The organism is Kangiella sp. M94 (assembly GCF_054926195.1).
Map to the genome: position 1 here is coordinate 2704594 of NZ_CM142903.1, position 22257 is coordinate 2726850.

At 42.5% G+C, this 22257-nt stretch carries 22 protein-coding genes; 20 read left to right on the forward strand and 2 right to left on the reverse strand.

Annotation, left to right across the window (positions count from 1 at the left end; genetic code table 11):
- The first annotated feature begins 76 nt into the window (after positions 1-76).
- The 17 genes from ACYTXU_RS12595 to ACYTXU_RS12675 all read left to right on the forward strand — a co-directional run bounded on the left by ACYTXU_RS12595 (position 77) and on the right by ACYTXU_RS12675 (position 15966).
- Positions 77-1201 (forward strand): serine hydrolase domain-containing protein, encoded by a 1125-nt coding sequence (locus ACYTXU_RS12595; RefSeq protein WP_462207130.1) that lies wholly within the window; start codon positions 77-79, stop codon positions 1199-1201.
- Positions 1202-1257: 56 nt separating this feature from the next.
- Positions 1258-1902, forward strand: a complete 645-nt coding sequence (locus tag ACYTXU_RS12600) for a DUF2975 domain-containing protein (protein ID WP_462207131.1) — start codon at positions 1258-1260, stop codon at positions 1900-1902.
- On the forward strand, positions 1902-2114 hold the full coding sequence (locus tag ACYTXU_RS12605; RefSeq protein WP_462207132.1) for a helix-turn-helix domain-containing protein: 213 nt from the start codon (positions 1902-1904) through the stop codon (positions 2112-2114). The genes ACYTXU_RS12600 and ACYTXU_RS12605 overlap by 1 nt, the downstream gene beginning before the upstream one ends.
- Positions 2111-3418 (forward strand): serine hydrolase domain-containing protein, encoded by a 1308-nt coding sequence (locus ACYTXU_RS12610; RefSeq protein ID WP_462207133.1) that lies wholly within the window; start codon positions 2111-2113, stop codon positions 3416-3418. The genes ACYTXU_RS12605 and ACYTXU_RS12610 overlap by 4 nt, the downstream gene beginning before the upstream one ends.
- Before the next feature lie 139 nt (positions 3419-3557).
- Complete coding sequence (locus tag ACYTXU_RS12615; protein ID WP_462207134.1) at positions 3558-4619, forward strand: serine hydrolase domain-containing protein; 1062 nt, start codon at positions 3558-3560, stop codon at positions 4617-4619.
- Between the two features lie 71 nt (positions 4620-4690).
- Complete coding sequence (locus ACYTXU_RS12620; protein ID WP_462207135.1) at positions 4691-6169, forward strand: serine hydrolase domain-containing protein; 1479 nt, start codon at positions 4691-4693, stop codon at positions 6167-6169.
- Entirely contained in the window at positions 6132-7256 is a 1125-nt protein-coding gene (locus ACYTXU_RS12625; RefSeq protein WP_462207136.1) for a serine hydrolase domain-containing protein, read from the forward strand. The genes ACYTXU_RS12620 and ACYTXU_RS12625 overlap by 38 nt, the downstream gene beginning before the upstream one ends.
- Before the next feature lie 356 nt (positions 7257-7612).
- Positions 7613-8350, forward strand: a complete 738-nt coding sequence (locus ACYTXU_RS12630) for a lysostaphin resistance A-like protein (RefSeq protein WP_462207137.1) — start codon at positions 7613-7615, stop codon at positions 8348-8350.
- A complete protein-coding gene (locus tag ACYTXU_RS12635) occupies positions 8347-8565 on the forward strand; it encodes a DUF6500 family protein (protein WP_462207138.1) in 219 nt (72 codons plus the stop codon). The genes ACYTXU_RS12630 and ACYTXU_RS12635 overlap by 4 nt, the downstream gene beginning before the upstream one ends.
- Before the next feature lie 143 nt (positions 8566-8708).
- Complete coding sequence (katG, locus tag ACYTXU_RS12640; RefSeq protein WP_462207139.1) at positions 8709-10865, forward strand: catalase/peroxidase HPI; 2157 nt, start codon at positions 8709-8711, stop codon at positions 10863-10865.
- A gap of 164 nt (positions 10866-11029) precedes the next feature.
- Positions 11030-11404 carry a hypothetical protein gene (locus tag ACYTXU_RS12645; RefSeq protein WP_462207140.1) on the forward strand — a complete coding sequence of 125 codons (375 nt, stop codon included), beginning with the start codon at positions 11030-11032 and terminating at the stop codon, positions 11402-11404.
- Between the two features lie 125 nt (positions 11405-11529).
- Positions 11530-12750: a winged helix-turn-helix domain-containing protein gene (locus ACYTXU_RS12650; RefSeq protein WP_462207141.1), complete on the forward strand. Its 1221-nt coding sequence runs from the start codon at positions 11530-11532 to the stop codon at positions 12748-12750.
- Positions 12751-12952: 202 nt separating this feature from the next.
- Positions 12953-13786 (forward strand): hypothetical protein, encoded by an 834-nt coding sequence (locus ACYTXU_RS12655; protein ID WP_462207142.1) that lies wholly within the window; start codon positions 12953-12955, stop codon positions 13784-13786.
- A gap of 37 nt (positions 13787-13823) precedes the next feature.
- A complete protein-coding gene (locus tag ACYTXU_RS12660; RefSeq protein ID WP_462207143.1) occupies positions 13824-14279 on the forward strand; it encodes a cupin domain-containing protein in 456 nt (151 codons plus the stop codon).
- 65 nt (positions 14280-14344) lie between these two features.
- Positions 14345-14872 carry a cytochrome b gene (locus tag ACYTXU_RS12665; RefSeq protein ID WP_462207144.1) on the forward strand — a complete coding sequence of 176 codons (528 nt, stop codon included), beginning with the start codon at positions 14345-14347 and terminating at the stop codon, positions 14870-14872.
- Positions 14873-14885: 13 nt separating this feature from the next.
- Positions 14886-15434 carry a hypothetical protein gene (locus ACYTXU_RS12670; protein ID WP_462207145.1) on the forward strand — a complete coding sequence of 183 codons (549 nt, stop codon included), beginning with the start codon at positions 14886-14888 and terminating at the stop codon, positions 15432-15434.
- Positions 15427-15966, forward strand: a complete 540-nt coding sequence (locus ACYTXU_RS12675; RefSeq protein ID WP_462207146.1) for a hypothetical protein — start codon at positions 15427-15429, stop codon at positions 15964-15966. The genes ACYTXU_RS12670 and ACYTXU_RS12675 overlap by 8 nt, the downstream gene beginning before the upstream one ends.
- Before the next feature lie 51 nt (positions 15967-16017).
- Here ACYTXU_RS12675 and ACYTXU_RS12680 read toward each other — a convergent pair whose 3' ends face one another.
- Positions 16018-16662, reverse strand: a complete 645-nt coding sequence (locus ACYTXU_RS12680) for a hypothetical protein (RefSeq protein WP_462207147.1) — start codon at positions 16660-16662, stop codon at positions 16018-16020.
- 561 nt (positions 16663-17223) lie between these two features.
- On the opposite strand from ACYTXU_RS12680, the gene ACYTXU_RS12685 reads away from it, so the two are divergent.
- The 3 genes from ACYTXU_RS12685 (at position 17224) to ACYTXU_RS12695 (ending at position 20686) form a co-directional block, all read left to right on the forward strand.
- Entirely contained in the window at positions 17224-18885 is a 1662-nt protein-coding gene (locus ACYTXU_RS12685; RefSeq protein WP_462207148.1) for an RHS repeat domain-containing protein, read from the forward strand.
- A gap of 145 nt (positions 18886-19030) precedes the next feature.
- Positions 19031-20020 carry an OmpA family protein gene (locus tag ACYTXU_RS12690; protein WP_462207149.1) on the forward strand — a complete coding sequence of 330 codons (990 nt, stop codon included), beginning with the start codon at positions 19031-19033 and terminating at the stop codon, positions 20018-20020.
- A 126-nt stretch (positions 20021-20146) separates the two neighbouring features.
- Entirely contained in the window at positions 20147-20686 is a 540-nt protein-coding gene (locus tag ACYTXU_RS12695) for an NADPH-dependent FMN reductase (RefSeq protein WP_462207150.1), read from the forward strand.
- Positions 20687-20757: 71 nt separating this feature from the next.
- Here the strand turns inward: ACYTXU_RS12695 and ACYTXU_RS12700 are convergent, their stop codons facing one another.
- On the reverse strand, positions 20758-22239 hold the full coding sequence (locus tag ACYTXU_RS12700) for an OmpA family protein (protein ID WP_462207151.1): 1482 nt from the start codon (positions 22237-22239) through the stop codon (positions 20758-20760).
- Between the last annotated feature and the right edge of the window lie 18 nt (positions 22240-22257).

Sequence of the window (22257 nt, forward strand, 5' to 3'; positions counted from 1 at the left end):
AAACATAATAAATCGTTTGAAAAACATACTTTGTTGTTCTAAAGTAGCTGCATGCTACTAGTTACTGAGTATGATAATGACCGCTCGAAGTTTGTATTTTGTTTTACTCTTGTTGTTAGTGTTAGTTGGCTGCACCCCCTCTGATCAAAGCCAGGCAACAGGCGATGAGTTAAGTGTTTCTGCCCCATACCTTTACAGCATTCCTCAGCAAACCGATGACGGATGGCGCACAGCCTCTCTTATCGATCATGGGATAGATCCTGCTCCCATCAATGAGATGATCGCGCGGATATCTGCCGGAGATTACACAGGGATAAGCAGTGTTTTGCTCGTTCATGAGGGCGATCTCTTGCTTGAAGAGTACTTCGGCGAGTTCAATCGCGACAACCTCCACTCAATGCGATCAGCATCAAAAACCATTACCTCAGCCTTAGTTGGAATTGCCATCGATCAAGGTTTTATCAAAAATGTTGATGAGCCGTTGCTGGCTTACTTCCCAGAATATGAGGGTAAGATTGAGAACTGGGATGAGCTGAAGCGGAATATCACACTCGCCCATGTGCTGACTATGACGTCAGGCATTAAGGGTAATGAAGATGCTATGTACCCCACCGATGACTGGATTAAGTTTTACTTTGATCAACCATTAGCCACAACCCCAGGTGAAAAATTCTCGTACGCAACGAGTGGGATAGTTGCGCTTGGCAGTGTCATTACCCGAGCATCAGATCTTCGTATACCTGCTTTTACTGACCTATACCTTTTTGGACCACTTGGTATTACGGATTATAAATGGCCCATAACCAATTCACGAGGAAACCAGGGGCTTGCTATGACCGGTGGCGGTCTTAACTTACGACCAAGGGATATGGCGAAGTTCGGACAACTTTATCTGAATAATGGTGTTTGGAATGGAGAGCGACTGATTTCTGAATCATGGATCCGAGCATCGACTGCTAAGCATGCTACCAGCAACCACCACGGCGAAGACTTTGGATATCTATGGCGGATGATTGATCGAAGCGTTGAAGGTCACAATGTCCGTTCAATAGAAGCCTGGGGCAATGGTGGGCAATTTATTATGGTGTTTCCATCGCTGGAACTGGTGGCAGTTTTCACCGGTGAGAACTATGGACTTTTCCCGGAGATGGAACAGCCATTTGAAATAATAGAGCGCTATGTGTTGCCTGCAATCTTATAGATGTTAAATCGTAACAGAGACAAAAATTTCAACCTTAACTCGAAGGTAATGATCAGATGATAATGACAGCCCGAAGTTTATATTTACTATTAACAATTGCCTTGATTATATCGATGGCAATAGCGATAGGTGCAACTGTGGTTGCCGTTGCCTTGCCTATTCTGAATGAATCACTATTGACGACATGGTCTGTGTATATTGATGTTACACCTACTCAGGTCTTTTCCTATCCGGCATCAAACACAACATGGACAATTGAACCAAGCCAGGGGGTGTTGTCTGTGGGAACCACTGCTTGGGAACTGGGTGTCAGCAGAGCCTTAAACATACTGGTGCTGTGGGGAGTTATAGTTACCATTATCTGCTATTTACGGCGCGTGGTTGGTGATGTTCGAAGTGAAAGACCTTTCAATTTGAATAGCGCTCAATATTTGAAAAAAGCGGGCTATTTATTAATTGCTTTACCGATTTGGTTATTCCTCGAAGTGTTTATTCGATTTTATGTGTTTATGCCTGACGCTACGGATGTTGCGGAGTTTCGGTTTACACATATTCAGGTTTTAACGGAAGGGGATGCGGGAATGAGCATTTATCCTGACTTTAATGTGGGTTTGTTAATAGCAGGTGTTTTCGTTTTGGTGATAGCAAGAGCATTTGAAATTGGGATCGAGCTGCAACGCGATAGTGATGAGATTATCTGATGGCGATTATTGTTAATTTAGACGTAATGATGGCTCGCCGCAAAATGAAGATGAAAGATCTGGCGGAAGCGGTTGGTGTATCGACGACTAACTTGTCGTTGTTAAAAAATGCTCATGTGCGAGGCATTCGATTCGCAACTCTGGAAGCGATATGCAAAGTGCTCGAATGCCAACCGGGTGATATTTTGGAATATAAGGAAGAAGAAGAATGAAATTTCTAGCAGCATTAATTGTAAGTTTAGCTTTGGCAGCTTGTGATCGGTATAAAGTAGAAGAGCTAACTGACATACCACAAGAAGCTAAAGACAGTATCCAAAAAGCAGTGGATGGTGGTCATCGGCCAGGAGTAGTGATTGCTTTAATAAATCCTAATGGCACTTACTTCTATAGTTATGGAAGCGTGGTTGCTGGCGAGAATAAAGAGCTGTCGGCGGACTCGCAGTTTGCCATTGGGTCACTGACTAAATTATTCACAGCCGAAGCTTTGCAACAAATGGTTGAGGATGAAACACTGAGTTATGCAACCAAAGTTAACGAAATCTGGCCTGCTGTAGTTGATGGAAGTGACACTCAGTTATGGCACTTAGCGAGTCATAAAGCGGCGTTACCCAGAAGGATTCCCTTTGAAGCATTAGCAAATAATGATGCGCAATTACTGTTGGCAACTTTGAATCGCAGCCAATCATTACCGGCAGAATACGAGTATTCTAATGCTGGGATGGCGATATTGGCATTATCGCTGGCGAAAGTGAAAGAGACGGATATTGCAACTCTAATGGCGGAGACAATTATCAAGCCATTGGATTTGAAACAAACCAGTTATCAGCCTGACGCGCAACGGTTAGTTGGCATGCATCGAGTCATGGAGCCGGTGAAGCAGTCGAACACGACTACCGTTGATGTCGCGCGAGGAGCAGGTGGACTTTATTCAACAGCGCGTGATTTAGCAAAGTTTATTGAACATCAGATCAACACATCAGAAAATTCGAAGCAGAACACTTATAACAATCTCGGATGGAAAAAATACGAAGATGAAAACTTTGTCAGTTATTACCATGGTGGAGATGGCAATGGTAATCAGGGGTTTGTCGGCTACCGTCCAGATAATAAAGTGGGCATTGTCTTATTAAGCAACTCAAGCGCCGATGATGCATTGCAACAAGTAGCACTGCATTTTCTCGATCCAACGATTGATTTACCCAAGTTTGATAGCCCACCAGCAAGACAATATACCGATGAAGAATTAGCACCTTTTGTCGGCGTGTATTACATAAAAGATGATCTCGAAGGCAATTCATTTACTTTCCAAAATCGTGACGGGCGCATGATTTACATTGAAGAAACTGGTGAGGGTGAGCTGGTTCGTAGAACACGAATGTATGGAATGAATGAGCACCAGTTCAAACTGGCAGAGATACCCTTAACCATTAACTTCTTAATGACCGAGTCAAAAGAATATGATGCAGTCATGAAGTTTCAGGATCAGGAATATTATTTAGTGAAGAAAAAGAAATAGTATCCGATCAACTAAACCTTATTGAGAAATAACGCATCTAACAATGAAGCACAGGGGGAAACTGTGTGGTTCAGGTCGGGGCAACTGAAGACCGGCGTAAAGCTGATGTGAATATTTAAGGTAATAAGGAACTCTAGGAATGAGAAGAATAATAAAATTTATCGGTATTGGGTTGTTGGTAGTGATTGTCATTGCAATGGTCATTGGGCTTCGTCCTTTTATTGACCGAGATGCAGCAGCAGCAAACCCTATTCCGCTCAAAGAAGCACCTTTGCCACAAGAACAAGCTGAAAAAATGAAAGCGTTTATTAAAAACGAAGCCGATGGCATCGATGCGTTTGTAGCTTTGCGTGGTGAAAAGGCCTTAATACAGCATGGAGAAGTGGGTACTCCCATGAATCTGGCTTCTGCCCGAAAGAGTGTGCTGAGTTTGTTGTTTGGCATCGCATCGGATCGCGACCTGATTGATATAGAGCAAACGCTTGCTGAACTGAGCATTGATGAAACTGGCAACCCACTGACAGAAATTGAAAAGCAGGCGACTATCGAACAGCTTTTACAGGCTCGCTCAGGGATTTACCTGCAGTCTGGTGCAGAAACGGTAGAGATAAAGGATGGTCGTCCGGGCCGTGGTCAATATGCTCCCGGAGAGCATTATTTTTATAACAATTGGGACTTTAATGTGTTGGGTACAGTTTTTGAAAAAGAGACTGGGCTGTCTATTGGGGAGGCATTGGAAGTCTGGTTGGCAATACCTTTGGGCATGCAAGATTATAATAAAGAACATGTTTTGTATGATAAGCAGGGTTCCGACTCGGATTTTCGAACCTATCGGATTCATATGAGCGCACGTGATCTTGCACGGTTAGGCGCTTTAGTCGCTCAAGATGGTGTATGGGACGGAAAACAGCTAATTTCAAAGGAATGGATCGAGAAAAGCGTCAAGCCATACTCAGAGACAAACACTTATTTCTATGACGGATTTGGCTATTCATGGTGGCTAAACTCTGAGCTTGATGCTGTGGCAGCCGATGGTTGGGGTGGTCAGTTCATGCTAGTCAATCGCGAGAAAAATCTAATACTGGTTACCCGTCGTGACACAGGCAATTCAATGTTGGGTTTTTTAATCTTTATTGGATTAAAAAAGCAGGGCCATCCAGCAGACATTCAAAAATTATATAAGCTGATGCTGGAAAAATAATTTTTGGATTAAGTTGTTAGAGATAACGAATTAACTTATTCATGATTTAGATTTTAGAAAGGTTAAAGCATATGTCAGGAAAAACTTTAGTGAAAGCAGTCGTTGTATTATTACTGGCAGTCGGAATGGATGCGATGGCTTCTAACACTGCCGAGAATATGACATCAAAAGATAAAATTGCTGAGACAATAGAAAGTAATCTTTTGCCAATACACTATCTGAAAGGTCATGTAACACAAAAATCAATTCCTCAGGTGATGTTACAAGATAAGATTGCGGGAGTAAGCATCGTTTTTATTGATGATGGAAAAATTGCATGGCGTAAAGTATACGGCTATGCGGACTTGGAAGAGGTGGAGAAGGTAACTGCTGCAACTGTTTTCACAGGAGCATCTTTGAGCAAACCGATAGCGGCAATCACAGCATTACAACTAGTAGACCAGAGGCAGCTAGATCTGGATGAGGATGTTAATCGTAAATTAGAGAGCTGGAAAGTTCCGGAAAGTGGATTAACAAAACTACAAAAAGTCACCTTGCGTCACTTGATTGGACATACGGCTGGTGTAATGAATCTCGTGGGGTCTTCATACAGTACCGAAGAGAAGGTTCCAACAGTAGCACAAATGTTGGCAGGAGAAGCGCCTTCTGTCGATCCTGCTATTACAATGAAGACGGAGCCTGGTGAACGATACAAGTATTCCAATCCCGGCTATTACATCATTGAACAACTGATACAAGATGTGACTGACAAGAGTTTCGAAGACGCTGTTGAAGAAGGCGTATTATCGCCAGCAAACATGAAAGACAGTTCTTTTGTACAGCCTATACCGGAGTACTTAAAAAAGAGAAAAGCAATTGGCTATTCGAATGAATTACAACCCTATCCATATAAAATATTTCCATGGAGAGCAGCCGGTGGAATATGGACCACGCCTGATGATTTAGCCAAATTCATAAGTGCGCTGATGAATGACTATCACGAAGGAAGTAACGTGTTGGTATCTAGGGAGATGGCAGAGCAAATATTTGCCAGAACAGACAACAGACTTGGCTTTACAAAGAAGTACAGTGATGAAGGGGAAGACTTAATTTTTGATCACTGGGGAAGCAATGCGGGATTTACTTCCTATATGGTCGGCTCTCTCGAGGATAAACAAGGGTTGGTAGTGATGACCAACAGTGATAATGGCTTTGCACTGATGGCAGCAATATCTAGAGCGGTAGCGCAAGAGTATGACTGGAAATTGCTTAAACCAAAAGTATATGAGCCTGTATCAATAGACGAAGATAGTTTAACAAGGTATATGGGTAAATTCGGCGATGGTAAAGAAGATGGTGAAGTAAGCCAGTTTTCAGTTAAGGGTGGAAAATTTTATCTATCGTCGAAAGGAAAGAACCTAGACCAAGAGTTAATACCAATCGCAAGCAATAAATTTATACTACCATCTGAATATACCACTTATGAATTCATACAAGGCAGAGACGGTTCCATTAAGTGGGTGCGCGTTACTCATGAAAGTGGCTGGAACTATGACCTTATTAAATACTGAGTATCGGCTATTAAAATATGGTCATTGGCTAGCGGTTAGCATGTTAATGATTGCTTTGACTGGGTGTCAAAGCAATCCGCCAGAAATGAAAAAAGAAACTGCTGCCACAGTTGAGGCAGCAAAGCTGGATAGGTTTATTGAAGAGCGAATGGAAACACTTAAGGTTCCGGGTGTTTCCGTTGTGGTTATTAGAGATGGTAACATTACTTACAGGGGAGCTTTTGGAGTAAAAAATACTTCGACTAGAGAAAAAATAACAAACAGAACGATATTTGAAGCGGCATCTCTCTCCAAACCTCTATTTGCTTATTTTGTAATGCTGCAAGTTAAAAAAGGACTGATCGAACTGGATGAACCTTTATATCAATACCATCCGAATAAACACCTTTTAATCGATAGTCGGCATAAACAGATAACGGCACGTATGTTACTAACGCATACTTCAGGATTAGTAAACTGGAGAAAGAATCCGGGTCATGAGTTAGAGGTACTGTTCACCCCAGGGACTCAGTTTCAGTATTCAGGTGAAGGATATGAATATTTAAGAAGAGTGCTTCAGGAGTTGTTGCAAGTCGATGATGATGGTTTGCAAGAATTAGTTGATAAAGAAGTCGTAGAACCAATCGAAGCAGACTTTATGAAGTACACGTGGGATGATGAAATTCTGTCACGAAAAGCATTTGGCCATCGAGAGGGCGTGCCAACGGATAATCACAAACATGACATGAACTTTGGAGCATCCTACAGCTTAAATACATCAGCAGAGGATTATGCGAAATTTCTGATTGCGGTAATGGATCCTCATACTTCTAATATTAAAATGGTAGATGAGTTTCTCGCGATTCAAAATCAGATGCCGAGTGAAGAGGGTGAGATGCATCGCAGCCTTGGCTTTCCCGTTAAGCAGACAGAGAATGGTGTAAGATATTATCACTCTGGAAATAATGGGGATTTCAGAGCTTATTGCCATTTCTATAAGGATAAAGGTTATGGCATCATTATGTTTGGAAATTCAGATAATTTATTCTCGTCCAATTTAGCACAGGAAATTGTAGAGTATCTTGATGATACCTGGTTTTACATGTAAGTCGGATTCATGACCAAAATAAGGACAAAATATGCCAATAAAAAAGTGGGTTATTCAATACTTGATTGCTGTGCCGGTACTGGCGTTAATATTAGGCGGGGTGCAAATGCTGAAAGGAAGAGAGTTCGAGTACGCCCTGGAGTTTGGATTATTGTGGGGTCTAATTACAGCAACGATATTTCTCGCCACTAGAGTCTACTATTATAGAAAGGGACTTTACTGTAAAGTTTGCAATGACTTACCTGAGCCAGACAAATCCCAGAGTGATAAGGAAAGTACATGATGAGGAAATGCGTGACGAGGGGAGTTAACTTTAAGAAATCGCCTGTTCCATAAACTCAGGATTAGCAAGAATCATGATTGGCATAATAATAATAACCATAACCTATTTTGTGCTACGACTAGAGAAACGTAGTTTAAGAGTCCTGGGTTTCAATAAACCACTTCAACGCACGTCAGAGTTTGTCACTGGATTCTTCCTTGCTGGATTTGTTGCAGCAACTCAATATCTGCTCATAGCACATTTCTCCGGTTTTAATTGGGTACTAAACTCCGACCTAAGTTGGAGTCAGATATTGGATAGTATTCGCTGGAATATCAACTCTGTTTTATTTGAAGAGTTACTGTTCAGAGGCTATTTGCTGTACAAGGCGATTGAATGGCTGGGTGCAAGAAAGGGCTGCTTTTTATCTGCTGCAGCATTTGGGATTTATCATTGGTTCTCGTATGGTGTAATTGGGAATCTAGTTCCGATGGTGTATGTTTTTTTGATGACCGGAATGATTGGCCTGATGTTGGCTTATGCCTTTGAACGAACAAAGTCAATTGCCTTACCGATTGCACTCCATTTCGGATGGAATCTGGTCACTATCTTTGTGTTCTCCAATGGACCAATCGGTAAACAATTACTCGTGCCGAGTGTAGAAAACCCAGAAGTAATAAGCGGATATGAACAAGCCCTAGTGAATGTTTTAATACCTATCATCTATGCAGTGATGGTGATTTGGATGCTGGTTTATGGAATGAAACGCTACCGTCATAATGGAAAAGGGATAAAAAGTTTTACAGACTATAAACCTGGAACAATACAATGAGACAGACTTTGAGAAATAAAATAATAGAAGTATGCGAGAAGAAAATACTGACTAAAGGAGATTCTGTTGGTGTTTCTTTTTATGCGTTCTTTGCCAACAAGAACGATGACCCTGAGCTTTTGATGGAGGCAGCAACCTGGTGGATCAGTAAGCACAAGCTGAATCATTTCGAGAAAGCTAAAAAGATTAAGCAGATGGTAGAGGCTGGACTTTAATAGGAACCTTTCTAATCCGATATAAAAAAATGACTAACATCATAGATCGAGTTAATAGATCCTCTGTCAGGTGAGAATAGTCATTTATCTGTGATATAACAAATTACTAAGAGAAATACAGATTGATGGATAAGGAGATAGGTATGTCAGAGAAAAAATGTCCGGTGATGCATGGTAGCGTCACAAAAAGCAATAAGTCCAACACAGAGTGGTGGCCGAATGCCATGAACCTCGATATTTTGCATCAGCATGATAAAAAGACCAATCCGATGGGTGAGGATTTTGATTATCGGGAAGAGGTCAAAAAGCTGGATTTTGCAGCCTTGAAAAAGGATTTGCACAAATTAATGACAAACAGCCAGGATTGGTGGCCAGCAGACTGGGGCCATTATGGTGGTTTGATGATTCGCTTAAGTTGGCACGCAGCAGGGACTTATCGAATTGCCGATGGACGTGGTGGCGCGGCAACTGGTAATCAACGTTTTGCTCCTATTAATTCCTGGCCAGATAACGTGAATCTCGACAAAGCACGTCGTCTGCTTTGGCCCATCAAGAAAAAATACGGTAACAAGCTCAGCTGGGCGGACTTAATCACTTATGCCGGTACCATTGCTTATGAGTCGATGGGGCTTAAAACCTACGGCTTTGCATTTGGTCGTGAGGATATCTGGCACCCGGAAAAAGATACTTATTGGGGTTCGGAGAAAGAATGGCTCGCGCCTAGCGATAATGAAAACAGTCGCTATTCGGGCGAACGCGATTTGGATAACCCATTGGCTGCGGTGATGATGGGTTTGATTTATGTGAATCCAGAGGGTGTGGATGGTAATCCTGATCCTCTTAAAACAGCCGAAGATATTCGCGTGACTTTTAAACGTATGGCCATGGATGATGAGGAAACGGTTGCGTTGACAGCTGGTGGCCATACGGTCGGTAAATGTCATGGTAATGGTGATGAGAAATTACTTAGCCCAGAGCCAGAAGGTGCCGATGTGGAAGATCAGGGTTTGGGCTGGATCAATAAAACCAAGCGCGGCATTGGTCGGGATACACTGACCAGCGGTATTGAAGGTGCCTGGACGACGCATCCGACCAAGTGGGATAACGGCTATTTCGAAATGCTGCTCAATCACGAATGGGAATTGAAGAAGAGCCCGGCTGGCGCATGGCAATGGCAGCCGGTTGATATTAAGGAAGAAGACAAGCCGGTAGATGTTGAAGACGCTTCCATCCGCACAACTCCAATCATGACTGATGCAGATATGGCAATGAAGAAAGATCCTACGTATCGGAAAATATCCGAACGTTTCTACAAGGATCCGGAGTATTTATCCGAAGTGTTCGCGCGCGCCTGGTTTAAACTGACGCACCGCGATATGGGACCAAAAGAGCGATACATAGGTCCGTACGCACCACAAGAAGATTTAATCTGGCAAGATCCTGTACCAGCGGGTAATAAAGATTACGATGTTGCAGTAGTAAAAGAGAAAATTAAATCCAGCGGATTGTCTGTTAGTGACATGGTGGCGACCGCTTGGGACAGCGCTAGAACATTCCGTGGCTCTGACCTTCGCGGTGGTGCCAATGGAGCGCGTATCCGTTTAGCACCACAAAAAGATTGGCAGGGTAATGAGCCTGAACGGTTAGCTAAAGTACTTTCAGTGCTTGAACCGATTGCAAAAGACAGCGGTGCCAGTATAGCCGATGTGATTGTTTTGGCAGGTAATGTTGGCGTTGAAATGGCTATCGAAAAAGCCGGCTTTAATATTGATGTTCCATTCTCGCCAGGACGCGGTGATGCGACTGACGAAATGACGGATGCTGAATCCTTTGAACCACTGGAACCACTTCATGATGGTTACCGCAACTGGGTGAAAAAAGATTATGTTGTCAGCCCAGAAGAGATGCTACTCGATCGGACTCAGCTGATGGGGTTGACTGCACCTGAAATGACGGTCTTAATTGGCGGCATGCGTGTGCTTGGAGTCAATTATGGTAATAGTAAACATGGCGTCTTCACCGAACAGGAAGGCGCTTTGACCAATGACTTCTTCATCAATTTAACTGATATGAATTACACCTGGAAGCCAACCGGAAATAATCTTTACGAGGTGTGCGACCGTAAAACAGGTAAGACAAAATGGACAGCAACTCGAGTAGACCTGGTGTTTGGTTCAAACTCAATCCTGCGTGCTCTAGCTGAAGTTTATGCACAAGACGATAATAAAGAAAGGTTTGTGAATGATTTCGTTAGCGCTTGGACTAAAGTCATGAACGCCGATCGATTTGATTTGGCTTAACAACTAATAGCGGCCCACTGATGTAAATGGTGGGGCGCTTTATTGTTAATCATTATTATAAAGATTCCCCAATTTCTGGAATGATAAAAAGATTCAGGTGCGATATATTCTGTCGTTAACCTATGCAATAACATATAAGAAAAATATCTAAGTAGGAGTAAATCATGAATCTTGATGAAGAACTAGAACAAACGTTCAGTCAATTTTTGTCGGGTGATCAGTCTGAAACTAATCTACGACGTCTTGTCGATAACATTGATGAAAGTGATTTTGAAACACTGATTAATGCCGTACAGGAGCTAGAGGACCCGAGTGAATACTGCAAGGATGACTATGATAATAACACCGTAACAGGTTTCTTTCTTTTTATTGATTTTATTAGCGCTGTAATTATCAATCTTGGTGAAGGGTCAATAGAATCAGTATCGAGATATGATAATTCGAGCCACCCCTATGTGCCTTGGGTTGTGAAGTATGTGCGTGAACCAAGATTTCATGATGAGATTATGGCTAAGTTCGACAAAATATTTGAAGCATGACTTTGATAATCATCTTGAATGCTGCACTATTAACTTGAAGAGTGATTTTAAAATAGCTAAGTAATAGTTAATGAAAATTTTACTATAAGCTGTATTCGTTTATACATTTATCTTATTGAGCAGTGATGACAAGGATTGAAATTAATAAGCCACAAGACTTGGCGCGTTTACGTCGCCTTGCTTTAGCTGCACAAGGGTTGCTTAATGCACGACCCTTTGGCAGCGGTTTAGCTGGAGCTCGTAAGGCGATTAATCACTTAGGGTATGTGCAGATTGATACCATATCAGTCGTTGAGCGGGCCCACCATCATGTATTTCATTCCCGGGTACCTAAGTTTGATCCAGCTATGACCAATCAGATGCTGCACGAAAGGGATATTTTCGAGTATTGGTCGCATGCAGCAGCTTTTTTACCCATGGCGGATTTCCGCTTCTCACTACCATATAAAAATGCTATTAAAAGTGGCCAAACTCATTGGTACAAAAACTGCGATAAGAAACTGATGGCTGAATTACTGGCGCGTATTCGTAGCGACGGGCCATTACGCTCCCGAGATGTAGAAACCAACACAAGGAAGCGTGCGGGTTGGTGGGATTGGAAACCGGCCAAAAAGGCGCTTGAACAGTTGTATATGGAAGGCGAACTGATGGTTAGCGATAGAGAAGGTTTCCAGAAGACTTATGATTTAACCGAACGTGTCCTACCTCCTAACGTTAATACCCAAACACCGAGTAATGAAGAGTTTGCTGTACATATAGTTGATCAACAGTTGCGATGCCATGGGTTTGCATCACTCAAAGGTATGACTTATCAGAGACGCAATACGGAGCTGCGAGAAGCTGTGAAAAAACTGGTAAGTAAAAGGTTAGCGCAAGGCACTTTGCAAGAAGTGCAAATAAGTAACGGTGAAATTTTTCTATTGGAAGCTGGGGCTCTTGATCGTCCTCTTCCCCGGTTGAGTAATCGATTGTTAATACTGTCGCCATTTGATAACAGCGTTATTCAGCGCGAACGGCTGAAGGCACTGTTTCACTATGACTATAAGATAGAATGTTATGTGCCTGAAGCTAAGCGTCAGTATGGTTATTTTAGTCTGCCACTACTTTTTCGTGACCAGTTTATTGGGCGGATGGATTGTAAAGCCCATCGGAAAAACAGTCACCTTGAGATTAAATCGCTACACTGGGAGTCGCATAATTTTTATGAGGATTTGGTAATAACTGCTTTTATAGATGCTATTAAACCATTTTGTCATTTTCAACAGTGCGACTCCGTGTCTTTGACTCAAGTCCAACCAAGCAATTTAAATAACCGATTGAGAAGTGCCTTGAAATCTCTAGAGTGATTGCACGGTTTAACACAAGTATCGCTTCGACTATAACTCTGCATAATCTACCCCCTCCATTTACTAAACTAGCTGTAGATGCATTTATCATTCAATTGGTAAAAAGTTACTCATACCATAAACCAAAAAGCCGATTGGTTATTAGTGCAAGAATAATTTATCTCTATAATGAACGTTAGGGCAGCTAAAGGAAGGAGAAAATATGCCGAAAAAAATTGCTCTGATAACCATTCATGGGATGGGGGATACCAAAAGGGAATACTACACGGGGTTTTACGACCGGATTGAAAAGGAGTTGGGCCCTGAGCTGTGGCAGCAGGTTATTTTCAAACCACTTTATTATCAGGATATTTTGCAAGAACAGCAGGAAACCATTCTGGGTAGAATGCGCGATCAGGTTGATTGGATAAAGCTAAGACGTTTTCTGTTGTATGGGTTTTCGGACGCAGCCAGCCTGGAGTACAAGAAGCGGGTTAAGAATAGTCCCTATTATTTAACGCAGAAAATGATCATGAATGCCATGGATGAGCTTTATGATGAAGTGGAGAATAAAGACATACCGATTATTGTCGCTGCGCAATCGCTCGGTTGTCAGGTGCTATCCAGTTATATTTGGGATGCACAGCGACTCGCCGCATCAGTCGGTATCTGGAGCATGTCTAGAGAGGATGGAATTGTCCGCGACTCACCAAGAGATAGATTCAGGAGAATGAAAAGCCTGCAAAGGTTTTATACTCTCGGTTGCAATATACCGATCTTTGTTGCGGGGCATCATCATATTGAGGCAATAAAAGCACCTAACAATACGTTCAAATGGTATAACTTTTTTGATAAAGATGATGTTCTGGGCTGGCCATTAAAACCATTAAGTCATTCCTATGAGCAAATCGTTGAGGATATGCAGATAAATATTGGCAGAAGCATTTGGTCAAAGCTATTCAGGTCATGGAATCCATTTAGCCATGGCGAATATTGGGAAGATAAGGCTGTTATTAGGCATATAGCTAATAACATTAGGCAGATAATCGAGCAATAATTAAGTATGAGCGATGAATATCGCAAGGAGAAGGGAAATGAATGCACGAAGAATGACAGTAATGGTTTTGACCATTGCGGCCTTAGGTATTGGTGGAGCTTATGCCTTGAGTAGTACAGTAGATAAAGCTACTGGATCAACACATGCAACTAGCTCAGAAATAGCATGGCAGCCAGTTGAGAGGGATGAAATACCGCCAGGCATGGAATTAAAGCGCCTGCACACCAATCCTCACAGCAAAGGTGGCGTTGTAAAACTACGATTTCCTGCTGATTATGTAGAGCCTCAGCATTATCACACCACTGCGGGCCATTCTGTCTATGTTGTCAGTGGGCGTATTGATTACATGGGAGTTATCGCGACAGCCGGAGACTTTATTTACTCGCCCCCCAATGTGGTTCATGGAGTTATTGTCCTGGAGCCAACGGAGATTCTACTTTGGAGTGATGGACCGATGGATTTTCAATTAAGTGAACAAAATAATGAAAAGTGAACTGTGCTATATTTCTACCCTGCAATATATTATGAATAGATAAATTGGGGGGGTAAGCAGTGTCAATGAAAGATAGTCGTGAGCATTATGGTAAGGTAAGTCGGATTTTGCATTGGGGCATGGCGCTGCTGTTGTTGTGGCAATTTTTAAGCGCTGCCTCGCATTTCTTTTTTGATGATACTTCCATCGAAGCCTTTTTCTGGCCAACCCATAAGCCACTGGGTTTTTTACTCTTCATGCTGATCATCATTCGAATCGTCTGGGCTTTGGTGAATGTATCGAGTCGTCCACCGTCAATCAATTGGTTTGCAAGGTTAGGCCATGCCGCACTGTATTTGCTGGTGCTAATAGTTCCTGTGCTAGCGCTTTTGCGTCAATATGGATCAGGGCGATCTTTTGAAGTCTTTGGTATAATAATCTTCAGCGGTTTTGGAGATGAAAAAATTCAGTGGACACTGGATCTTGGCGGTTTGTTGCATGGTGAACTTGGTTGGCTGCTATTAGCATTGACAGTTGGCCATATCCTGATGAGTAGCTATCACAAAAAATCAAAAACAACTAACAATGTAATGCCACGTATGTGGGGTAAGTAATAAGGAAAAAGGAATGAATATTTTTCTAAAGTTAAAGCACTGGCAACTGTTTATACTCTTGTTTGGCGTGATGATATTGAGCCAAGTAATGTTTATAGGGTCAATAAAGCCAGGAGAGCAACCCAATATGATACTGTTTATGGGGCTTTCATTATTTTTGATGCTAATATTTATGAGCTGGTTGTGGGCGATTGCAACAGCTTGTTATGAAGCACTACCAGAACACTTGGCTCAATCACCCAAGGTAATGAAAGTAGGGATTGTTTATGCAGTAATCTATATGACTAGCAGTAGTATGACATTTGAAGAAATGCAGCCCAATGGGATTATGGTAATCCTGCATTTATTAGCAATGGTAGCAATTTTTTATGCGTTAGGATTTACTGCAAAACAACTAATCAAGTTGGAGCAGCAGAAGGAAGTGACTTTTGTAGATTACTCAGGACCATTTTTCTTGTTTTGGTTTTTTCCGTTAGGGGTTTGGTTTATCCAGCCGAAAGTAAACAAGCTGCTTGCTAAAAACAATGAGGAATCTTACAAGAAGAGCGATAATAATGAGTAAAAAAATAAGTAAAGAATTAAAAGACACTGGCGAGTTGGATTTAAACGAGCCAAGCATTGAAGACCTTTATAAACAGCATAAACCTAAACAGTGGAGAGTTTACACGGTGGGGATGTGGTTACTGTTTGCAGCATTTGTAGGCACGTCAATTTTTAATTATTACAACAATGCAGCGCAGGCGAGAAGCATTCTAGAAAGTCATCAAGAGGTGAGTGCACAAGTAGTCGATGTCATTCAGATTCTTGAAGACGGAAGTTATACCGATTATTCTGTCGATTTAGAAGCTTCAATAGATGGAACAAAAAAAACGTTGAATCTGACTATTGCGGAAGATGTGTACGAAGACCAGTATGCCAGTGCGACAGAGATTCCAATTATTTTTGTCAATGACAGCGAATATAATTTAAAAAGTTACTACGAGCGTCGTTCAAATATGTTTTCCAATGTGTGGAGTATACTTTTCGGATATCTAATTGTTTTTATCCTATTGTATTTTGTCAGACACTTTATATTGAAGTTTACTTATAAGTAATCACAAAAACTAAAAAGCGAAAGGGGCAGATTCTGCCCCTTTTTTTATTGGCTAATAATGCTCGTTTAATGCGTCATTGACGATGTTAGCGATTTGGTTGTACTGAGCTTGAGTTAGATCCTCTTTGAGCCCACGGCCATCACTAATTCTGATAGCCCAACCTTTATCGGATTTCACACGAACTTCAATTCCAGAGGTAGAGGTTGAGGTTTCTTTTGAGAATGCTGGAAAATCTGGTATCTCGTAATCGGAATTGCTGTGAGCTGAAAAGCCAGTATTCATATCATCGTATGAGCTCTCAGCAAAGTAGACCGTAACCGACGGGCCATTCCAAGAACAGCCTACTTTAGGACCGTAGGAGGCATTAGCTCTTACGCTTGCCCCAGAAAGTTCTTTACCAAACACCTGGCCAACAGCTGCAATCTGATTACAGAATGCATCGGCATCCACTTCTATTGAAGATGGTTGTTGGGCGGGTTGTTTTACTGGCTGAGTAGCTGCTTGAGCTTGCGGACTAACATTTTCAGAAAGGTCGGTACTATTTTCCTGAACGGGCTGTTCGGTAGTATCTGCATCATTTTGATTGGCTGTATAAAATATGACGCCACCGATGACAATAACCGCAGCAATGATGCCAATAATTGCTGTTAGAGCTATTCCTGCTTGATAACCGGATAGGTTAGAAGATCGTCTCATGTCTAAACTCCTTGTATTTATAACGTCAGCAACCTTGAACATTGAGAATGTGCTGATGATTTATTTCATAGCAAACATTCACGCTAGAGCCATCCTGTGTGAAGCCGCTGTCTAGCCTAGATTGCACAGAAATAATTATTGAGTCAAATTTATGTGCTGCCGATGCATTTAAGGCAAATAGAGTAATTAACTCTGAGTGGCTCTAATGAAAAAGTTGTATTTGGATTGCTGGGTAAGCAACGTACGCTGGTTTGCGAAGCCAATGAGATATTACTAATTTCATTATTAGCTCGCGTAAACTTGCCGATTTAATAGCTAAAGTCGCAGTGACTATATAAAAAAACAGTCAACGCAAGTATGACGGAATACTCATTTTTTGGGGTTGGTCAAAGTTTAGCCATATGTTTTTTGATAGGGTACAGGGTTATTCGTGCTGTCTGATGGCTAATTTTGCTGGCTTTTTTTGGAGGGGAAAAGCTATGTAGTGAATAAGTTAGCGTCTAAGACTATAAGACAAGTCTGACAGAGGAAGTATGGAGAAAATGAAAACTATAGGAGTTTATGATGTTTATCAATCTAATGTCCAAACTATCAGGTTTGGTTTTAATCACTTTGTTATTAACCTCTTGCAGCGACTCTGGCAGCTCTCGCGACGATGGTATCCCAGATCCCGTTGCCCTGAAAGGTGTTTTTGTGGATGGGCCGGTGCAAAATTTACGTTATGAAACGAGCACTCAGTCGGGGTTTACGAATGCTGATGGTGAGTTTCTGTATCTTGAAGGTGAAACGGTTAGTTTTTATGTGGGCGATATTCTCATCGGGAATACAGCTTCTGCGGCGGTGGTGAGTCCTTTTGATTTGGTTGGCATAGAACCGCCAGTTACCGCATTAGAAACTTATCAGCAGCGAAGACAATTTGGTCGCGGTTCACCGTTTGAGCAGGTCGCAAACATTGCGGTATTTTTACAAACATTGGATGGCGATAATGATCTGAGTAACAACATTCAAATCCCTGACGAATTACATGCGCTGGCTACTAGCACAACGCTAGACTTTGAACAGCCTTCGATTGAATTTATCGACGATTTTAACTTACGCGAACTGTTAGCGGCTGGTCGGGCAGAAGACTTGTGGGGTGGTGCTAAGGTGATACGCCAGCCTGGAGCGGCGCTCGATAGCTTGTATGCCGGTTTAAATCTAACGCCCGAAGTCTTTATCATGGAGGATGTGGATCTGGATACCGATAACGATGGTATTGTTAATAGTTCTACCACATACACTTATGATGAGAGTGGAAATCAGATGTTGTGGGAGGACGATAGTAATGCAGACGGCACGATAGATCGGCTCACAACCCGTACCTACGATGCTAACGGCAATCTAACCATGTTGGAAAGAGACAACGATGGGGACGGTGTTGTCGATGATAGGGATACCTATACCTATGATGACAATGGAAACCGGATCATGTGGGAAGAGGACAGCGATGCTGACGGAGTGGCGGATCAGATTCGTAGTTATGACTACGATGCTAACGGCAGCCAAACTTTGATGGAAGTAGACAGCAATGGTGATGGAACATTAAATTACACTCGTAGTTACGAATATGACGACAGAGGTAATCTAGTACTACAAGAAACTGACAGTGGTGCCGATGGCACAGTAAGCCAGCGTATTTCCTACACTTATGACGATAATAATAACCTCATACTAGAAGAGTGGGATAATGAGCCTGATGGTGTGATTGATATTACTTATGCTTACACTCGGGATGATAATGGTAACGTGACATTAAGAGAGTGGGACAAGGATGGCGACGGAGTAGCAGATGATATCCGCGTTTATGAGTATGATTCGAATGGTAACGAAACACTAAGAGAGCTTGATACTGATGGAGATGGCTTTGTTGATTATCGTGTTACCTACGGCTATGACAGTAATGGCAATCGGATCTTGTGGGAGGCAGACACCAATGGCGATGGGGTGGTGAACATTCGCAATACTTATACCTATGATGATAACGGTAACCAAACATACTGGGAAAGAGACATAGATGGTGATGGTGTGGTGGATGAGAGGCGCAACTATAGCTACGATGATAATGGTAATTTGACTTTGAGGGAAGATGATACCAATGGAGATGGGGTGATCGACAACACTCGTACCTATACCTCGGTAATGACTACCTGGTACTTCTTCTGGCATTGGTGGTATGGAGATTAGGCAGTTGCCATTTGACGTGTTGGTATTAGCATCCCAAGAAAGAAACCCATACAGGATTTCCTGTATGGGCCAACTTAAAACTCACCGCGTCATACATAAATTGGTAGAGATTAAATAATGAAAAGTAATCATAAGGAGTAATGATATGAGTCGAATCATAGTAACCATACTCATGTTCTGTTGTGTAGCTACAGGCTTTGCATCAGATGTTGAAGGTGCCAAGGACCATCCGTTGACGGGACGCTTTGAAGGTTCCGACATTATTAAGTACAGCTACACGGATTTTGATGAATATAGTTTTATTGTTGAGCCTCTGACATCTAACAGTCAGCAAGAACATGCAAAGCATATGGATCGCAAGGAAGGAAAGTTAACACGTATTACATACCGAGCTCCGGCTGGGGCTAGTAGCCTGGCGGTGTTCAGAGCTTATCAGGATGTCCTTGCGGAGAATGATTTCACGATAGTTTTCGAATGTAGTGGCAACAGTGGTGAGGACTCTTGCTCTGTTAGGGGTAGCGGTAACAATTTTAAATACGCAGCTCCTGGCTATAGTGTGTTTAACCTTCTTTTTGGTAACGCGCAGAATGATCAAACGCGTTATCTAGTCGCTAAAAAAACACGCCCCGAAGGGAGTGTTTATGTGGTTCTGCATGTGATTCAGAACGGACGCACCAATAGTGCCGAAAATAGCGAACGTGTTTTTGCTCAGCTTGATGTGGTCGAAGAAAAAGCTCAGGAAAGCAAAGTTGTAATGATCAAAGCCAGCGAGATGGCTGAACAAATCGGCCAAACCGGTAAAGTGGCGCTTTATGGATTATTTTTCGACACCAATAAAGCCACGATCAAAACCGATTCGAAACCGACCCTGGATGAGATTGGTAAATTGTTAAAAGAGAATCCTGATCTGAAATTGTTGGTCGTCGGCCATACCGATAATCAAGGGGATTTTGATTACAATATTGATCTATCTAAACGTCGTGCTGAATCAGTGAAGCAAGCTTTAATTAATGATTACGGCATTGCTGCAACACGACTGAAATCTTGGGGTGTTGGCTATACTGCACCGGTGGCAACCAATAACAGCGATCAGGGTCGAGGTAAGAACCGGCGTGTAGAATTGGTAGAGCAGTAAAAGAAGGAATGGTAATGGATTCAATACTTCGAGATTAAGCACGAAAAAAAGGTAACACAAAAGGGGCAGATTCTGCCCCTTTTTTACAACAGAGATTTTGATTAATCGAAACATAAGGACTCGCAGTTGAAAATATTAGCTCTATCAGGAAGTCTGAGGAAATTGTCATACAACACTGCTTTGTTGAAAGCGATGAAAAAGCTGGCCCCGAGTGGAATGGAGGTTGATGTGTTTGAAGGTATGGGGAAGTTGCCACCTTTCAATCCAGATGTTCCTGAAGAAGAGGTTTCGCAAGTTATGGTGCTTAAAGCCGCGCTAGCGAATGCACAAGGATTGTTTATAGCCAGTCCTGAATATGCACATGGTATAAGTGGTGTTATGAAAAACGCACTAGACTGGTTGGTCAGTGGCGAGGAGTTTGTGTCAATGCCAGTGGCAATTCTCAATACTTCGCCGAGATCCAGTCATGCTATCGCAGCCTTACGTGAGGTCACGCAAACCATGTCAGGTGTGATTATAGAAGGCGCATCCATTTCCATTCCCTTGCTTGGCAGTAATCTTGATGAAGACGGTATTGTCAGGCATCCAGTTATTTCAAAATCACTAGTGGATGCGATGGCAAATTTTATGGTTGGAGTTGAGCAGTTATATGGAAAAAGCTGCTAATTAACAGAGTCAAAAAAAGGGAGCGAATGTCGCTCCCTTTTTAATTATCTACTGCTGTTTAGCGCTGTTACTTATTCATAGGTGAATAAGATATTGACGCGTTGGTTTTCCTGTTGCCCTTCGATGGTCGTGTTGTAGGCAACACGTCTGGTTTCACCGAAGCCTTCACTAGTAAAGCGTGAGCTTTCGATGCCGAAGTTGGTGACTAGATAATTAACAACATTCCGCGCTCTTTGACTTGAAAGCTGCATCGATTGTGTGGCTGTTGTGCTTTGTCGATTACTGGCATGACCTTCTACGGTTGCTTTGACATCAGGATGGTGACGCATGAACTGCGCAACCTTTTCGAGTTCGTCATGATATTGGGGTTTCACATTTGCCTGGTTTGTATCGAACTCCATTTGTAAAGCCATGGTCATTCTGTCACCTGCTGGCTCTAGCCCCTTAATATCTTGAGCGCAGGCAATGATGGCATGAATACGTCGATTCAGACGTTTACCTGCATCAGTGCTATTGCTGGCAAGCGGACGAGTAGCGCCTTTACCAATTGCTTTGAGTCGAGCACGTTCAATATTGTGCTCGGTCACCAAGTAATTGACGACATGCTGCGCGCGCTGTTGAGATAGCTCGAGATTTTTTGCCTCCGAGCCAACGCTATCAGTATGTCCCTCGATCACAGCAGTGGTATCAGGGTACTTATTCATAAAGGTACCAACGACGCTGAGTTTTTCTTGGTCATCCAGCTCTATCGAGTCTTGGTTAATATCGAACTGTATGTCGAGAATACTACAGTACTGCTCAGTTGCAGGAACTAAAACCAGAATAGGTTCTGCAACCGGTGTTGGTGGTGCTTTCACTATTTTAGCTGGTGCAGCCGTTTGTCCAAAGCGATACACCAAACCAAGTGAGAGCATATCAATGTCGCCGGTATTACCTACCGCATCGTCAATGCGATAGCGTTCGACCTCAAACCGCATATCAAGGGAGCGGGTCATAGCATATTGAAGACCAAGGCCTACTTTGTAGTTGGTGTCGCTCTCCTCGGGGTTAGGGTTAAGCACATTGACGAGTCCAGTGCCTCTAAACTGATCTTCAGCCTCAGCGTATTGTGCCCCGACTCGGCCAAATACTGAGAACCGTTCAGTAAAAGGTATGGTGCCGACAAGATCGAGATTATAGCCTTCAATCTCAATTGCGCCAGACAGGGTACCTGCCGGTTGTGTGGTTGCGATAAAGTCGTATCCACCCAGGTCAAATTTGCCGAACTCGACAGCTAAAAAGCTATTGAACTGATAGCCACCAAAGAGCTTGTAACCTGTGTCACGTTCATCAGCATCGAATGCTGTTGTGGTAAAGCCTGAACTGAGCAGGCTGCTGGTGATTTTTGCTTTATCGATGTCCGCATAGGACTGACCAATATTACCGCCGATATACCAGCCGGAGTCTTTCCGGTCGGTATGTTTCCAGTCTGAATCCTCTGCTGTAGCAACTTGGCTGGCGGCTGCCGTCAGCACAAACAGACTCAGGAGTCTCGAAATGTTCGAAAATTTCATGTTGTTCTCCAATATGTT

Coding starts and splice junctions, on each gene's coding strand:
- ACYTXU_RS12650 (WP_462207141.1), top strand. CDS start 11,530: ATGACAAGGATTGAAATTAATAAGCCACAAGACTTGGCGCGTTTACGT.
- ACYTXU_RS12660 (WP_462207143.1), top strand. CDS start 13,824: ATGAATGCACGAAGAATGACAGTAATGGTTTTGACCATTGCGGCCTTA.
- katG (WP_462207139.1), top strand. CDS start 8,709: ATGTCAGAGAAAAAATGTCCGGTGATGCATGGTAGCGTCACAAAAAGC.
- ACYTXU_RS12645 (WP_462207140.1), top strand. CDS start 11,030: ATGAATCTTGATGAAGAACTAGAACAAACGTTCAGTCAATTTTTGTCG.
- ACYTXU_RS12615 (WP_462207134.1), top strand. CDS start 3,558: ATGAGAAGAATAATAAAATTTATCGGTATTGGGTTGTTGGTAGTGATT.
- ACYTXU_RS12680 (WP_462207147.1), bottom strand. CDS start 16,662: ATGAGACGATCTTCTAACCTATCCGGTTATCAAGCAGGAATAGCTCTA.
- ACYTXU_RS12625 (WP_462207136.1), top strand. CDS start 6,132: ATGAAAGTGGCTGGAACTATGACCTTATTAAATACTGAGTATCGGCTA.
- ACYTXU_RS12620 (WP_462207135.1), top strand. CDS start 4,691: ATGTCAGGAAAAACTTTAGTGAAAGCAGTCGTTGTATTATTACTGGCA.
- ACYTXU_RS12635 (WP_462207138.1), top strand. CDS start 8,347: ATGAGACAGACTTTGAGAAATAAAATAATAGAAGTATGCGAGAAGAAA.
- ACYTXU_RS12690 (WP_462207149.1), top strand. CDS start 19,031: ATGAGTCGAATCATAGTAACCATACTCATGTTCTGTTGTGTAGCTACA.
- ACYTXU_RS12630 (WP_462207137.1), top strand. CDS start 7,613: ATGATTGGCATAATAATAATAACCATAACCTATTTTGTGCTACGACTA.
- ACYTXU_RS12685 (WP_462207148.1), top strand. CDS start 17,224: ATGATGTTTATCAATCTAATGTCCAAACTATCAGGTTTGGTTTTAATC.
- ACYTXU_RS12600 (WP_462207131.1), top strand. CDS start 1,258: ATGATAATGACAGCCCGAAGTTTATATTTACTATTAACAATTGCCTTG.
- ACYTXU_RS12670 (WP_462207145.1), top strand. CDS start 14,886: ATGAATATTTTTCTAAAGTTAAAGCACTGGCAACTGTTTATACTCTTG.
- ACYTXU_RS12675 (WP_462207146.1), top strand. CDS start 15,427: ATGAGTAAAAAAATAAGTAAAGAATTAAAAGACACTGGCGAGTTGGAT.
- ACYTXU_RS12595 (WP_462207130.1), top strand. CDS start 77: ATGACCGCTCGAAGTTTGTATTTTGTTTTACTCTTGTTGTTAGTGTTA.
- ACYTXU_RS12700 (WP_462207151.1), bottom strand. CDS start 22,239: ATGAAATTTTCGAACATTTCGAGACTCCTGAGTCTGTTTGTGCTGACG.
- ACYTXU_RS12605 (WP_462207132.1), top strand. CDS start 1,902: ATGGCGATTATTGTTAATTTAGACGTAATGATGGCTCGCCGCAAAATG.
- ACYTXU_RS12665 (WP_462207144.1), top strand. CDS start 14,345: ATGAAAGATAGTCGTGAGCATTATGGTAAGGTAAGTCGGATTTTGCAT.
- ACYTXU_RS12610 (WP_462207133.1), top strand. CDS start 2,111: ATGAAATTTCTAGCAGCATTAATTGTAAGTTTAGCTTTGGCAGCTTGT.
- ACYTXU_RS12655 (WP_462207142.1), top strand. CDS start 12,953: ATGCCGAAAAAAATTGCTCTGATAACCATTCATGGGATGGGGGATACC.